Raw genomic sequence first — 14426 nt, 5'->3', positions numbered from 1 at the left:
GCTCGACTGCGTCCTCATGCACACGCGGCATGCTCGACTCGCCACACGTTACGGGACTTTCCGCCGCGGCCCGTGACCGCCCAGACGCCTGAGATGTTACCCGTCAGTAAGTTCATGTCGTCGCTGAACCGGCGTGACTCGGCTCACCGTTCTGCAGGTAGGAGGCATGATGGACCCCTCACCTGATATGGCATTTTTGTCCGCTCCGGTGCTCCTCCCCGCGCCCACCGGGGAGCCCACCGCCGACACCAGCCACCACCGCATACGCCTCGACGACCGCCGGTGCACCTGCGGCCTACCTCGCGAGGAGTGCGTACGCCGCCGGGTACGTGAGCTGTGGAGCACCTGATCCCCGTGCGTCGCATCGCATACGCGCCGGGGTAGGTCCGCGCGAACGACGCGCCCGGACCGCGCAACCCGGATCGCGCAACCCGGACCGCGCAACCCGGGCCGCGCAATATGTGCAACCTTGCTGCCTCGGCGCGCCGGGAAGCAGCAGTACGTGCAACGTTGCGCGGATCTTGATCTGGTCAGGCCAGGGAGCGCGCAGCCGACTGCCGCTGCTCGACCGGTCGGCGCTGCTCCACGTCCAGCAGGCTGGGAAGTTCACCCACCGACCCGATCACGTGGGTGGCTCCGGCGGCGAGCAGGGTCGGCCGGTCGCACCCGCCGGTGAGCACGCCTGCGACCAGTCCCGCGCCGGCCCGGCCCCCGGCGATCATGTCGAGTGGGGTGTCCCCGACGACCGCCACCCGACGTACGTCGTCGACCCCCAACCGCAGCGCCGCCACGAGCACGAGATCCGGGTACGGTCGCCCGCGGCCCACCTCGGCCGGTGACAGCGCGAGGTCGACAAGGCCCCGCCAGCCGACCGCGTCGATGATGGCTTCCTGGGTGGCCCGCGCGAACCCGGTCATCAGCGCCACCTTCACACCGGCGGCGCGTAGCGTCTCGATCGCTTCGGCGGCGCCGGGGACCGGCGTCACCGCGCCCTCGTCGACGAGCAGTCCGTACGCCTCCTCGAACGTCTCGTTCGCCGCGCGCGCCCGCCGCTCGTCCCCGCCCAGCAGCAGCCGAAATATCTCGATCTTGCTCTGCCCCCTGGTCTTGCGGGCCACGGCCCGCATCCGTTCGTACTCGGCGGTGCCCGGAGCCACCCCCTGACCCGCGACTGCCACCGTGAACGCCTGATCGACCAGGCCGTCGTCACGGATCGTGGTCCCCGCCATGTCGATACAGGCAACCTGCCAGTGCGCCACTATCACACCTCTCGCTGTCGTATCCGGATTCGCTGTCGCAGTTGATCCCGGGGGTGGGGGTCCAGTTGAGCATTCCGATACGGCCCGAATATGAACGGGGCGTGACTTTCAGCACATGTTATGCGGGTTCTCGGTGCCCCGCCGGGTTCCGGCACCGGTACACGACCCGCGTCCGATCCCTCAGATCGACCGGTGACCGGCGGGCAGGGTGCGATGGCCCGCACCCTCGGTGAACAGTAAGGGCCGCTACGCCAGGTTCGACGAGCGCGGGTACGCGTCCTCCGGGTCGGTCAGGACGTTGACCAGGTAGGGCACGCCGGAGTCGAAGGCCCGGCGCAGTGCCGGCCCGAGGTCGGCCGCCTTCTCCACGGTCTCGCCGGCGCCGCCCAGCGCGCGGACCACGTCGTCGTAGCGCAGGCCGGGCTGGAGGTCGGCGGCGACGTCGTAGCCGTACATCATCCGCATCGGGTGCTTCTCCAGCCCCCAGATGCCGTTGTTGCCGACCACGATCACGACCGGCAGGTTCTGCCGTACCAGCGACTCGACGTCCATCAGCGAGAAGCCGGTGGCGCCGTCACCCATCAGAACGCAGACCTGGCGGTCGGGGTAGGTCAGCCGGGCGCCCATCGCGTACCCCATGCCGGTGCCCAGGCACCCGTACGGGCCCGGGTCGAGCCACGTACCCGGCTGGGCCGGCTCCAGGTACTTGCCCGCGTACGACACGAAGTCGCCACCGTCGCCGATGGTGACCGCGTCCCGGTCAAGCACCTTGCGCAGCTCGCCGTACACCCGGCTGGGCTTGATCGGGTCGGTGTCGGCCTCGAGGGCGTCGACCTCCTTGGCCTTGGCGGCGTCCTCGGCCGAGCGCAGCGTGGCGACCCAGTCATCGTGGTCGGCCCGGGTACCGGTGTGGTCGGCGAGCGCCGACAGGATCAGGCGCAGATCACCGGCCGGGGAGACCGCCGTCTGCACGTGCGCGGCCCGCTGCGACGGGGCGTCCACGATGTGTACGACCTGGGCCCCACCGAAGTCGCCGAAGCTGAGCCGGAAGTCGAGCGGGGTGCCGATGACGCAGACGACGTCGGCGCCGGAGAGGGCGACCCGCCGGGCCTTGGCGAACGCGAGCGGGTGCTCGGGCGGCAGCGCGCCCCGTCCCATCCCGTTGGTGAACACCGGTACCCGCAGCGCTTCCGCCGCCTCCCGCAGCGCGGCGACGGCGCCACCGGCGTACACGTCGGACCCGGCGATGATGACCGGCCGCTGGGCCGCGGCGAGCAGCGCGGCAGCCTTGGCGACGTCGTCGGGGTCGGGCTCGATCACCGGCACGTCGACCGGGCCGGGCAGGGCGACCTCGGCCTGGGAGAAGATCACGTCGAGCGGAAGGTCGAGGAAGACGGGGCCGCGGTGCGCGGTGAGCGCCACGGTGACCGCCTCGTGGACCTTCGCCGGGATGTCCTCGGTGGCGAAGATGGTCTCGGCGTGCTTGGTCACCGGCCGCACCAGCGGCAGGTGGTCCATCTCCTGCAGGCTGCCGGAGCCCCACCGGAACTGCGGGGCCCGCCCGCCCAGCACGACGACCGGGGCGGCGTTGAAGTGCGCGCTGGTGAGTCCGGAGACGCCGTTGGTGACGCCGGGGCCGGCGGTGAGGACGGCGAGCGACGCGCGGCGCTGGAGCTTGGCGACCGCTTCGGCGGCGAAGACGGCCGACTGCTCGTGGCGCACGTCGACGAGCCGGACGCCGGCCTTCTGCGCGGCGTCGTACAGCGGGAACACGTGCGCGCCCGAGAGCGTGAACATCTCGGCGACGCCGAAGGCCTTCAGCGCGGTGAGGGCGAGCTCTCCGCCGTGACCTTCGAACTGCTCCGTCATCGTCGTCCTCCTGTCGCGTGCCGTCCGCGCATGTTACCGCCGAGTAAGGAAAACGTGAAGCTTCCTCGCACCACGCCCGTCGCGCCACACCCGCCGCGCCACGCCTGGATCTTGGACACTTGTGCGAGCCATAGGTCGCACAAGTGTCCAAGATCGGGGAGCTCCATGGGCTACCGCCCGCGGAACTCGGGCTTGCGCTTCTCGACGAAGGCCGCCATGCCCTCGGTACGGTCCTCGGTGGCGAACAGCGCCGCGAACAGCTGGGTCTCCCACGCCAGCCCCGACTCCAGGTCCATGTCCAGACCGCGGTCGACCGCCAGCTTCACCGCGCGCAGCGCGTGCAGCGGACCCTTCGTGTACCGGGAGACCATCGCCACGGCCGCGTCGTACACCTCACCCGCCGGCACCACCTTGTCGACCAGCCCCATGCTCAGCGCCTCGTCGGCGTCGACGAACCGCCCCGACATGCACAGGTCCTTGGCCTTGGCCGGGCCGACGAGGCGGGCCAGCCGCTGGGTGCCGCCCGCACCCGGGATGATGCCCAGATTGATCTCGGGCTGCCCGAGCTTCGCGTCGGCTGCGGCGATCCGCCAGTCGCAGGCCAGCGCCAGCTCGCAGCCGCCGCCCAAGGCGTACCCGGTGATGGCCGCGACGACCGGCTTCGGAATCCGGGCGATCGCGTCGATCGCCTTGGAGATCTCCTGCGCGCGCGGCGCCATCTCGGCGTACCCCATGCCGGACATCTCCTTGATGTCGGCGCCCGCGGCGAAGACCTTCTCGCCGCCGTACACGATGACGGCGCGTACGGCGTCGTCCACGCCCACCTGATGCGCGGCTTCGCGCAGCTCGTCCTGCACCTGGATGTTGAGCGCGTTCATCGGCGGCCGGTCCAACCGGATGGTGCCGATGCCGTCCCTGGTCTCCACCCGTACGAACTGTCCCACTGCGCCTGCCTCCCTCACCTCGTCGTGACCTTGAGGCAGCCTATCGGCGGGACGCGGCCACCTGCCCCGGGTACGCCCGCAACTCGTCGGCATCGACGATTTCACGGCCGAGCGGAACGAGCGACACCGGCACCAGCTTGACGTTCGCGATCGCGAGCGGAATGCCGATGATCGTGACCGCCTGCGCGATCGCGGTCAGGATGTGGCCGAGCGCGAGCCACCAGCCGGCGACGATGAACCAGATGACGTTGCCGATGGCCGACGCCACCCCCGCGGTTGGCTTGCGCACCACGGTCCGTCCGAACGGCCACAGGGTGTAGTTGGCGATCCGGAACGAGGCGATGCCGAACGGGATCGTGACGATGAGCAGGCAGCAGATCAGGCCGGCGATCGCGTACCCGAGGGCGAGCAGCAGACCGCCGAAGATCAGCCACAGGACGTTGAGGACGAGCCGCACACCTCAATAGTGCGCGGCGGGCGCAAGACGGTCAGATCGCGCGGGCGGCGTACCGGCCGTCGGTGACGGTCAGGGCCAACGGCAGCCCGAACGTCTTGGACAGGTTCTCCGCGGTGAGGGTCTCGTCCAGCAGCCCGGCGGCCACGACCGTGCCCTCCCGGAGCAGCAGCGCGTGGGTGAAGCCCGGCGGTATCTCCTCGACATGGTGGGTGACCAGCACCATCGCGGGCGCGTCGGGATCCTGGGCGAACTCACCCAGCCGGCGTACCAGGTCCTCGCGCCCGCCCAGGTCGAGCCCGGCCGCCGGCTCGTCGAGCAGCAGCAGCTCAGGGTCGGTCATCAGGGCCCGGGCGATCTGGGTGCGCTTGCGCTCCCCCTCGCTCAGGGTGCCGTACGCGCGGTCGGCCAGCGCCGCCATGCCGAACTGCGCCAGCAGCGCGTCGGCCCGCGCCACGTCCATCCGGTCGTAGCTCTCCCGCCACCGGCCCAGCACCGAGTACGACGCGGTCACCACCACGTCCCGTACGGTCTCGTCCGGCGGGATGCGCCCGGCGAGCGCGGCGCTGGCCAGACCGATGCGGGTCCGCAGCTCGTGCAGGTCGACCCGGCCGAGCCGCTCCCCCAGCACGTGGACGGTGCCCGTGGTCGGGTGCAGCCGCGCCGAGGCCAGGTTGAGCAGGGTGGTCTTGCCCGCCCCGTTGGGGCCGAGCACGACCCAGCGTTCGTCCAGCTCGACGCGCCAGCTGACGTCGTGTACGAGATACGTGCTGCCCCGTCGCACCGTCACCGAGTTGACGGCGATCACGACATCGGGGTCGATTGCGTCCGGTTCTGTTCCAGGGGGCTGAGCAGGCGCTGACACGCCGACCATCCAACCACGTCAGCGACCGCGCACGGCCGGCGGGCGTCAGGTGCCGTTGACCGTCGAACCGAAGACCTCTTCACGGACGACATCCAGCCCGGTCAGCAGCGCGCCGTGCAGCACCGGCTCGGACGCCACCTCGGTGCTCACCACGCGCGGTGAGACGAGCGAGATCGCGGCGACCTCGTGCTGTACCCGCTGCGCCAGCGCCGCGCCGCCGGCCTGGCCGATGTCGCCGGCCAGGACGACCAGCGTCGGGTCGAGGACGACGCCGACCGCGGCGACGCCGAGCGCGAGCCGGCGCGCGATCTCGTCGAGGACCGGGCCGCCCCGGGTACCGGCGGCCACCGCGGCCCGTACCGCCTCCGCGCCGCTGGCCGCCTTGAAGCCGTGCTCACGGGCGACCGCCCGGACCGCGTCGGCGCCGATCAGCTGCTGGAACGACCCCTTGGACCGACGGGAGACGTCACGGGGCACCGGAGCGCCCGGCACCGGGAGGTACCCGATCTCACCGGCGGCGCCGGTCGCGCCCCGGTGCAGCCGACCGCCGAGGATCACCGCGAGGCCGACGCCGCGACCGGCCCAGACGAGCACGAAGTCGGAGACGCCGACGGCGGCGCCGGTGTGCTGCTCGGCGATGGCGGCGAGGTTGACGTCGTTTTCGAACACGACCGGCCGGTCGAGATCGGCGCGCAGCGCGCCCAGCAGACCCGGGTGCCACTTCGGCAGGTCCCAGGCGAACGAGATCTCCCCGGTCGCCGCGTCCACCAGGCCCGGCGTGCCGAGGACGACCCGGCGTACCCGGTCCAGCGGCGCGCCGGCCGCCTCGGCGGCCTGGACGACGGCGGCGTGCACGACCCGTACGGGGTCGTCGGCGTCACCGATGGCGACCTCCACCCGGCCGGCGACCGTGCCGGTGATGTCGGCGGTCGCGGCGACCACGTGCTGCGGGCCCACGTCGACACCGACGACGTACGCGGTGGCCGGCACGACCGCGTACATCTGCGCGTTGGGTCCGCGGCCGCCGGCGAGCTCACCGACGCGGGTGACGAGCCCACGCTCCTCCAGCCGCTCGACCAGCTGGGACGCGGTGACCTTGGACAGGCCGGTGAGCTCACCCAGCTGAGCCCGGGTGAGGGGCCCCTTGGTCAGCAACAGCTCGAGAGCGGCGCGGTCGTTGAGCGCGCGCAGCAGGCGGGGCGTACCGGGTACAGGGGCTGGACTCATGGGAGGAACGACCTTCTACGCTTAAGAAGCTTTACTAAGCCCTTTGATCAGCTAAGAATAGAGTTAGCGTACGGTCACGCGTAACCGCCCGAACACCGCGGTCGACGTCGGCGTCGCGAAAGGGGAGAGCGTGGGGGTGGATCCCGGCCTGCGACGACTGGCCCTACGCACGCTGCTCGCCGCCTTCCCCGGCCCGACCCCGCCCGAGTGGGCCACCGCGCTGCTCGCCGACGGCCTCGCCGGTCACGTGCTGTTCGCGTACAACGTCGCCGACGCGGGCCAGCTCGCCAAGCTGACCGCCGACCTGCGCGCGGCCCGTTCCGACGTACTCATCGGCATCGACGAGGAGGGCGGCGACGTCACCCGGCTCGCCCACGCCACCGGCAGCCCGTACCCCGGCAACGCCGCGCTCGGCGTCGTCGACGACCCCGACCTCACCCGACACATCTACGCCCAGCTCGGCGTCGAACTCGCCGACTCGGGCGTCAACCTCGACCTCGCGCCGACCGTCGACGTCAACACCGACGACGACAACCCCGTCATCGGTACCCGCAGCTTCGGCGCCGACCCCGTACGGGTGGCGGCGCACGCCGCTGCCGCCGTGACGGGGCTGCAGGAAGCCGGGGTCGCCGCCTGCGCGAAGCACTTCCCCGGACACGGCGCCACCGTCGCCGACTCCCACCTGGAACTGCCGACCGTCGACGCGCCCCTCGACGTGCTCCGCGCCCGCGAGCTGCCACCGTTCGCCGCCGCGATCGCCGCCGGCGTACGAGCGATCATGACCGCGCACCTCCGGGTACCGGCGCTGACCGGCGCACTGCCCGCGACCTTCAGCCGGCCGGCCCTGGTCGACCTGCTCCGCCGCGACCTGGGCTTCACCGGCGTCGTCATCACCGACGCGCTCGAGATGCGCGGCTCGACTCTCCACTCCGGTGGCATCCCGCAGGCCGCCGTCGCGGCCCTGGCCGCCGGCTGCGACCTGCTGTGCATCGGCGCCCGGGTGGACGCTGCGCTGGTCGAGGCCACCGCCGCCGGGATCGCGACGGCGATCCGGGACGGCCGGCTGCCGCTCGCCCGCGTGGAGGAGGCCGTCGAGCGGGTCGCGGCGCTGTCCACGTGGACCGGCCACGCGCCGCGCGGCGGCGACGCCGAGCCCGGCATCGGGTACCCCGCCGCGCTGAAAGCCGTACGCGTCGAGGGCCCGCTCGACGGTCTCGGCACTCCCCTCGTGGTCCAACTGGAGTCGGAGTCGTCCATAGCCGTCGGCCGGGTGCCGTGGGGGCTCGGTCCGCACCTCGGGGTGGCCCATCAGCTCCGGGTCGTCGCGGACCGGACCGACCCGGCCACCCTGCTGGCGCTCGCGGCCGGCCGGTCGATCGTCTTCGCCGGGCGGCGGGTGCACCGCCTGCCCGGCGCGGCCGACCTGATCGAATCGGTGGCCGCCGACGCGCCGACCGTGGTGGTGGAGATGGGCTGGCCGTCGTCGTGGCGGCCGAAGAACGTACGGGCCTTCGTGACGACGTACGGCGCGAGCCACGCCAACGGCTGGGCCGCCGCTCAGAGCTTGCACCTCCCATGATCACGGAAATTCGTCCGTGCCAGGGCACGGACGAATTTCCGTGATCATGGGGAAGTCAACATGCAGGACGGGCCGCACCGGCGCGGGGCACCCCGCCAGCCGGCGCACCGGAGCACCGTGGCGACCTGGGCGGCCACGGCGCACGGCTGCCCGGCGACGTCGGCCCAGCCGTACCGCAGCACCCGCCGCCCGCCGACGACCGAGGCGTTGTCGCGGCGCAGGTCGCGCCAGCACGCCTCGTCCGGGTGCGCGACCCGGCCGTCCAGCTCCACCACGACGCCGAACTCGGCGTACCGCACGTCGTCGTAGGACCTGCCGCCGGAGCGCTCGACGGCGTACTGTCGGCTGCCGACCGGCAGCCCGTGCGCCCGCTCGACCTGACGCAGGTAACGCACCTCCAGCGGCGACTGCGCACCGGTTGCGACGTCGCCCACCGCCGCCAGTAACTCCGCCCTCCAACGCACCTTCTTACGCGCGTCGATGGCCGAGGCGATGCGCTCCGGCCGGGTGAGCCGCCGCCCGCACGCCCGAGTGATCCAGCCGATCGCCTCCCCGATCCGGTCGCAGCTCTGCGTCAGGTCGACGACGGTCTCCTCGACCCGGGTCTGCGGTGGCAGCCGGATCGGATGTCTCGCGGCGTCCACCCGGTTCGAGCGATGGATCGCAATGCCAGGGGTCCGGCGGACCTTGCGCTCGGTTGGCACCGTGACGTGAATCGGTGACGCCTGTTCGTCCACGAGACCGACCGCTTCGGCAGCCGACTCGTAGCTGAGCACCGCGCCGTCGCCCGCCCGGAGAACAGCTGCCCACAGCAGACAGTCCCGGCCGACCGGCCCGTTGTGTGCGACGTAGATGGAGCCGAGAACCCGCTGCCACCGGTTGCGTAACCGCGCCCTGATCGCCTCGTCGGTCAGGCCGCATTCCAGGGCTTGCCGGCGTGTGAGGGCACCGCACTGACGGGTGACTATCTCATCGAGCACCGCTCGAGACTGCCGGACGGGAGCGCGTCACCGCTGCCCCCGTCCGTACCCTGTGGACAACTCGCCGCCAGTCCCGTGATCGCGGAAACTTTTCCGTGCTCTCACACGGAAAAGTTTCCGCGATCATGAGACGACGGACCGCTACGCAGCCGTCGTTCGCACCAGCGTGCGGATCTGACGGAGCAGTACTGACAGCGCCGCCAGGTCACCGCGCGACTCGTCGAACTCGTTCAGCGCGTTGCGGATCCGGGTGATCGAGGTCGTGTTGGCCTGCTCCCACTCCAGTACCCGCTTCTCGGCGTCGTTGCCGCTCGGCGTCGCGGCCAGCACCTCGGCGGTCAACCCGGCCAGCGCGGCGTACAGGTCGTAACGCAGCGCCATGCGGGCCATCGTCTGCCAGCGGTCCTCCCGGGGCAGCGCCGAGATCTTCGACAGCAGCGGGTCGACGCGGAACCGCTCGGACAGCGCGAAGTACACGCCGGCCACCTCGTCGATCGAGCAGCCCGTGGCGTGGGTCGTCTCGACGATGTCGAGCAGGCCGAACGAGTAGAACAGCCGCGTCGCGTGCTCGGCGATCTCCTCGGGCAGGCCCAGCTTGACCATGGTCTCGACCTCGGCGCGCAGCGCCTTCCGCTCGAGCCCGCGGAACAGCGTGCCCATCTTCGGCAGCAGCGCGGCGACGCCGGGCTGAAAGCGCGCGATCTCGCCGGGTACGTCCAGTGGCGAGCGGCGGTTGGACACCAGCCACCGGACGGCCCGGTCGAGCAGCCGGCGGATCTCCAGGTACACGGCGGTCTGCGCCTCGGTGTGCACCCGGTTGTCGAGCGCCTCGACCGCCTGCCACAGGTCGGCCAGCCCGAACACCTCGCGGACCACCACGTACGCCCGGATGGCGTCGGCCGCGCTCGCGCCGGTCTCCTCCATCGTGCGGAAGACGAACGACGTGCCGCCCCGGTTGACCGCCTCGTTGACCAACTGGGTCACGACGATCTCCCGGCGCAGCTGATGCCGGACCATCTGGTCGGCGTACCGTTCCCGCAGCGGCGTCGGGAAGTAGTCGACGAGCACGTCGCGGGTCCAGTCCTCGTCGGGCAGGCCCGAGTCGCGCAGCTCGTGTTCGAGCGCGAGCTTGACGTACGACAGCAGCACGGCGAACTCGGGCGAGGCCAGTCCGATCCCCTGCTCCGCCCGGGCGTCGAGCTCCTCGTCGCTCGGCAGCGCCTCCAGCTCCCGGTCGAGCTCGCCGCGCTCCACCAGGTCAGCGATCATGCGCCGGTGTACGGGCAGCAGCGACCGGCTCTGGACGCGGGCGGTGCCCAGGGCGCACGCCTGCGCGTAGTTGTCGCGCAGCACCAGCTCGGCGACCTCGTCGGTCATCTCGGCCAGCAGCGCGTTGCGCTGCTCGAAGTCGAGGTTGACCGCCCCGAGCAGGATCTTGATGTTGACCTCGTGGTCGGAGCAGTCCACACCGGCGGAGTTGTCGATGAAGTCGGTGTAGATGTAGCCGCCGCCCATGGCGTACTCGATGCGGCCGCGCTGGGTGAGGCCGAGGTTGCCGCCCTCGCCGACGACGCGGCAGCGCAGGTCGCGACCGTTGACCCGGACCGGGTCGTTGGTCTTGTCACCGACGTCGGCGTTCGACTCGGTGTGCGCCTTCACGTACGTGCCGATGCCGCCGTTCCACAGCAGGTCGACCGGCGCCGTGAGGATGGCCCGGATCAGCTCGACCGGCGACAGCGCGGTGACGGACGGCTCGATGCCGAGCGCGTCACGCATCTCGGGCGAGATCGGGATCGACTTCGCCGTACGCGGCCAGACGCCGCCGCCCTTCGAGATCAGCGAGGTGTCGTAGTCGTCCCACGACGAGCGGGGCAGGTCGAACAGGCGACGCCGCTCGGCGAAGGAGACGGCGGCGTCCGGCGCGGGGTCGACGAAGATGTGCCGGTGGTCGAACGCGGCCACCAGTCGGGTGTGCTCGGACAGCAGCATACCGTTGCCGAACACATCACCTGACATGTCGCCGACGCCCACGGCGGTGAAATCCTCGGCCTGGATGTCGCGGCCCAGCTCGCGGAAGTGCCGCTTGACCGACTCCCACGCGCCCCGGGCCGTGATGCCCATCTTCTTGTGGTCGTAGCCGGCCGACCCGCCGGAGGCGAACGCGTCGCCGAGCCAGAAGCCGCGGGCGAGCGAGATCTCGTTGGCGAGGTCGGAGAAGCTGGCCGTGCCCTTGTCGGCGGCGACCACCAGGTACGGGTCGTCGCCGTCGTAGCGCACGACCTCGCGCGGCGGTACGACCTCGTCACCGTCGAGGTTGTCGGTGACGTCGAGCAGCGCCGACACGAACAGCTTGTAGCAGTCCACGCCCTCGGCCATGAACGCCTCGCGGTCGGCGGAGGACACCGCCCGCTTGAGGACGAAGCCGCCCTTGGCGCCGGTCGGCACGATCACGGAGTTCTTGACCATCTGCGCCTTGACCAGGCCGAGGACCTCGGTACGGAAGTCCTCGCGCCGGTCGGACCAGCGCAGGCCGCCGCGCGCCACGGCGCCGAAGCGCAGGTGCACACCCTCGAAGCGCGGCGAGTACACGAAGATCTCGTATTTCGGCCGGGGCGCCGGCAGGTCCGGCACCCGCTGCGGGTCGAGCTTGAACGCGACGTACGACTTGGGCCGGCCGTCGTCGGTGCGCTGGAAGAACGAGGTGCGCAGCGTCGCCTCGATGAGGTGCAGATAGCCGCGCAGGATCCGGTCCTGGTCAAGGCTGGTGACCTCGTCGAGCTGCGTGCTGAGCTCCTCGACCAGCTCCTGCGCCTTGGCGATCCGGTCGCCGCCGGACAGGCCGGAGGCGGGGTCGAACCGGGTCTCGAACAGCCCCACCAGGAGGGACGCGATCTGCGGGTACTGCAGGAAGGTCTGCTCCATGTACTCCTGCGAGTACACCGCACCCGCCTGGCGCAGGTACTTGGCGTACGCGCGCAGCACCACGACCTGCCGCCAGGTCAGCCCGGCGCCGAGCACGAGCGCGTTGAACCCGTCCATCTCGGCCTCTTCGCGCCACACCGCCGAGAACGCGTTCTCCATGTGCGGCCGCACGTCGGCCAGGTCACGGGCGTCGGCGGGCAGGCTCAGGCCGAAGTCGTACAGGTAGATGGTGGCGTCGGAGCGGTGCACCTCGTACGGGCGCTCGTCGGTGACGCGCACGCCGAGCGAGTGCAGCACCGGCAGCACCGTGGACAGCATCATCGGCTCGCCGTACCGGAAGACCTTGAACCTGATGTCGCGGTCGTCCTGGCGGTGGCGGTAGACGTGCATCGCCAGCTGGCCGGGCTCGTCGAGCAGCTCCAGCTTGGCGATGTCCTTGGCCGCTTCGCGTGGGGTGTGCTCGTCCTTGTACACGTCCGGCAGCGCCTCGCTGTACACGGTGTACAGCCGCTTGGCCTGCTCCTCGCCGAGCTTGTGCTCGAGCACCAGCCGCAGGTCTCCGTCCCACAGCCGGGTGGCGTCGCTCAGCTCGCGGGTAAGCGCCTCCACGTCGATGTCGCGCGGCGGGTCGGCCGGGTCGGTACGCACGATGAAGTGGATCCGGGCCAGGTGCGACTCCGAGACCCGGGTGGTGAAATCGAGCCCGACGCCGTTGAGCTCGCGTACCAGGATCTCCTGGAGCTTGAGCCGGTTCTGTGTGGTGAACCGGTCCCGGGGCAGGTAGACCAGGCAGGAGATGAACCGCCCGTACGCGTCGCGGCGCACGAACAGCCGAAGCTGTCGCCGGCCGGCGGTGCGCAGCACGCCCATCACCGTGCGGTACAGCTCCTCGGTGTTGATCTGGAACAGCTCGTCGCGCGGGTAGGTCTCCAGGACCTCCAGCAGGTCCTTGCCGGAGTGGCTGCGCGGCGACAGGCCGGAGCGCTGGATGACCTCGTTGACCTTGCGCTTGACCACGGGCAGGTCGCGCACGCTCGTCCGGTAGGCCGAGGACGAGAACAGGCCGAGGAAGCGGCGTTCGCCGACGACGTTGCCGTCGTTGTCGAACGTCTTGAAGCCGATGTAGTCGAGGTAGGCGGCGCGGTGCACGGTGGCCCGCGAGTTGGCCTTCGTGATGATCAGCAGCCGCTTCTCGAGCGCCTTCGCGTACGCCTCGGGGGTCATCGACGACAGTACGCGGGGCGCGGCGGGGTCGGCGCGCAGGATGCCCAGGCCGGTACCGAGCTGGGCCTTCAGCAGCAGCTCGCCGTCGTTGCCGTGCTCCAGCCGGTACTCCCGGTAGCCCAGGAACGTGAAGTGGTCGTCGACGAGCCAGCGCAGCAGCTCGACGGAGTCGGTGATGTCCTTGTCCGGCACCGGGAGCTGGGCGCCGGCCAGCTCGTCGGCGAGCGCGAGGGCCTGCGACCGCATCTTGGGCCAGTCCTCGACGGCCTCCCGCACGTCGGTGAGCACCCGGTTGAGGTCGTTGGTGATCCGGGTGAGGAGCTTCTCGTCGCGGATGCGGTCGACTTCGATGCGCATCCAGCTCTCCACCATGTCGCCGGGCTCGGCGTCGGACGCCTCCACCCCGGCGCGGATCTCCCGCAGCGCGCCGAGCGGCTCACGGCGGACCACGACCAGCGGGTGGGCCAGCAGGTGGATATCGAGGTTCCACGACGACAGCGCGGCGGTCACCGAGTCGACCAGGAACGGCATGTCGTCGGTGACGAGCTCGATGGCGGTGTGCTCGGCCGCGGCGTCCGCCGGGGTGACGCGGAGCTTGAGCTGGCCGCGCAGCCGCTCGCCGGCGAGGTCACGGTGGGAGACGGTCGCCGCGACCAGCTCCGGCGCGGCCCGCCCGGCCAGCTCCTCGTCGGAGACCAGCCGCCAGTAGTGCCCGACCAGCGTGGCGAGCCCCTCGCCGTCCTCGGCGGCGGCCAGCCTCATCGCGTCCGTGACGAGCCGTTCCGCGTTGGGCAGGGAGTGTTCGAAATCCGGGTCGTCGGCGAGCCCGCCCTCCAGGCGGTGCACCGGGGCCGCCTTCGGGACTCGGGCCGCGCCGGCCCGGTCGCTGCCGGGTCTGGGCCATCCGTTGAGGGCGTCCGGGGCTGCGTCGATACCTTCCGCGCCGGCTGTGTCGATACCTCTCGTGTCTGATCCGTCGAGGCCGGCGGAGCCGGTCGTCCGCCCCTCCTGCTTCGTCGCGTCGTCGCCGACCTGGGCCACCCTGGCACCGTAGTCGGACACGTCATCGACACCCGCCGCAGTGTCGCGGTCCATGCGTGTAC

The 14426-nt window shown here is 71.3% G+C and carries 10 protein-coding genes; 2 read left to right on the top strand and 8 right to left on the bottom strand.

Annotated elements, in window-relative coordinates:
* Nucleotides 1-187 precede the first annotated feature (187 nt).
* Complete coding sequence (locus HC031_RS27335; RefSeq protein WP_205863301.1) at nt 188-349, top strand: hypothetical protein; 162 nt, start codon at nt 188-190, stop codon at nt 347-349.
* 181 nt (nt 350-530) lie between these two features.
* On the opposite strand, the gene HC031_RS27330 is transcribed toward HC031_RS27335, so the two are convergent.
* The 6 genes from HC031_RS27330 to HC031_RS27305 form a co-directional block, all read right to left on the bottom strand.
* Entirely contained in the window at nt 531-1265 is a 735-nt protein-coding gene (locus HC031_RS27330) for a phosphonatase-like hydrolase (RefSeq protein ID WP_420813688.1), read from the bottom strand.
* A 240-nt stretch (nt 1266-1505) separates the two neighbouring features.
* Nucleotides 1506-3128: an acetolactate synthase gene (locus HC031_RS27325; protein ID WP_167928310.1), complete on the bottom strand. Its 1623-nt coding sequence runs from the start codon at nt 3126-3128 to the stop codon at nt 1506-1508.
* Between the two features lie 170 nt (nt 3129-3298).
* Entirely contained in the window at nt 3299-4072 is a 774-nt protein-coding gene (locus HC031_RS27320) for an enoyl-CoA hydratase-related protein (RefSeq protein WP_167928309.1), read from the bottom strand.
* 40 nt (nt 4073-4112) lie between these two features.
* Nucleotides 4113-4529 (bottom strand): YccF domain-containing protein, encoded by a 417-nt coding sequence (locus HC031_RS27315; protein WP_167928308.1) that lies wholly within the window; start codon nt 4527-4529, stop codon nt 4113-4115.
* Between the two features lie 31 nt (nt 4530-4560).
* On the bottom strand, nt 4561-5400 hold the full coding sequence (locus HC031_RS27310) for an ABC transporter ATP-binding protein (protein ID WP_167928307.1): 840 nt from the start codon (nt 5398-5400) through the stop codon (nt 4561-4563).
* 36 nt (nt 5401-5436) lie between these two features.
* A complete protein-coding gene (locus tag HC031_RS27305; protein WP_167928306.1) occupies nt 5437-6618 on the bottom strand; it encodes an ROK family transcriptional regulator in 1182 nt (393 codons plus the stop codon).
* Between the two features lie 130 nt (nt 6619-6748).
* On the opposite strand from HC031_RS27305, the gene HC031_RS27300 reads away from it, so the two are divergent.
* A complete protein-coding gene (locus tag HC031_RS27300; RefSeq protein ID WP_167928305.1) occupies nt 6749-8197 on the top strand; it encodes a glycoside hydrolase family 3 protein in 1449 nt (482 codons plus the stop codon).
* A gap of 44 nt (nt 8198-8241) precedes the next feature.
* On the opposite strand, the gene HC031_RS27295 is transcribed toward HC031_RS27300, so the two are convergent.
* Nucleotides 8242-9177 carry a hypothetical protein gene (locus HC031_RS27295; RefSeq protein WP_167928304.1) on the bottom strand — a complete coding sequence of 312 codons (936 nt, stop codon included), beginning with the start codon at nt 9175-9177 and terminating at the stop codon, nt 8242-8244.
* Nucleotides 9178-9318: 141 nt separating this feature from the next.
* Nucleotides 9319-14418: an NAD-glutamate dehydrogenase gene (locus tag HC031_RS27290; protein ID WP_167928303.1), complete on the bottom strand. Its 5100-nt coding sequence runs from the start codon at nt 14416-14418 to the stop codon at nt 9319-9321.
* Nucleotides 14419-14426: the final 8 nt, after the last annotated feature.

It is taken from the genome of Planosporangium thailandense (assembly GCF_011947195.1).
Taxonomy (GTDB): Bacteria; Actinomycetota; Actinomycetes; order Mycobacteriales; family Micromonosporaceae; genus Planosporangium; species Planosporangium thailandense.
This window is presented reverse-complemented; position numbering and strand designations above follow the sequence as displayed.

Excerpts from the sequence above, each read along its gene's own strand:
- HC031_RS27305 (WP_167928306.1), bottom strand. The coding sequence starts at position 6,618 with ATGAGTCCAGCCCCTGTACCCGGTACGCCCCGCCTGCTGCGCGCGCTC.
- HC031_RS27325 (WP_167928310.1), bottom strand. The coding sequence starts at position 3,128 with ATGACGGAGCAGTTCGAAGGTCACGGCGGAGAGCTCGCCCTCACCGCG.
- HC031_RS27290 (WP_167928303.1), bottom strand. The coding sequence starts at position 14,418 with ATGGACCGCGACACTGCGGCGGGTGTCGATGACGTGTCCGACTACGGT.
- HC031_RS27310 (WP_167928307.1), bottom strand. The coding sequence starts at position 5,400 with ATGGTCGGCGTGTCAGCGCCTGCTCAGCCCCCTGGAACAGAACCGGAC.
- HC031_RS27335 (WP_205863301.1), top strand. The coding sequence starts at position 188 with ATGGCATTTTTGTCCGCTCCGGTGCTCCTCCCCGCGCCCACCGGGGAG.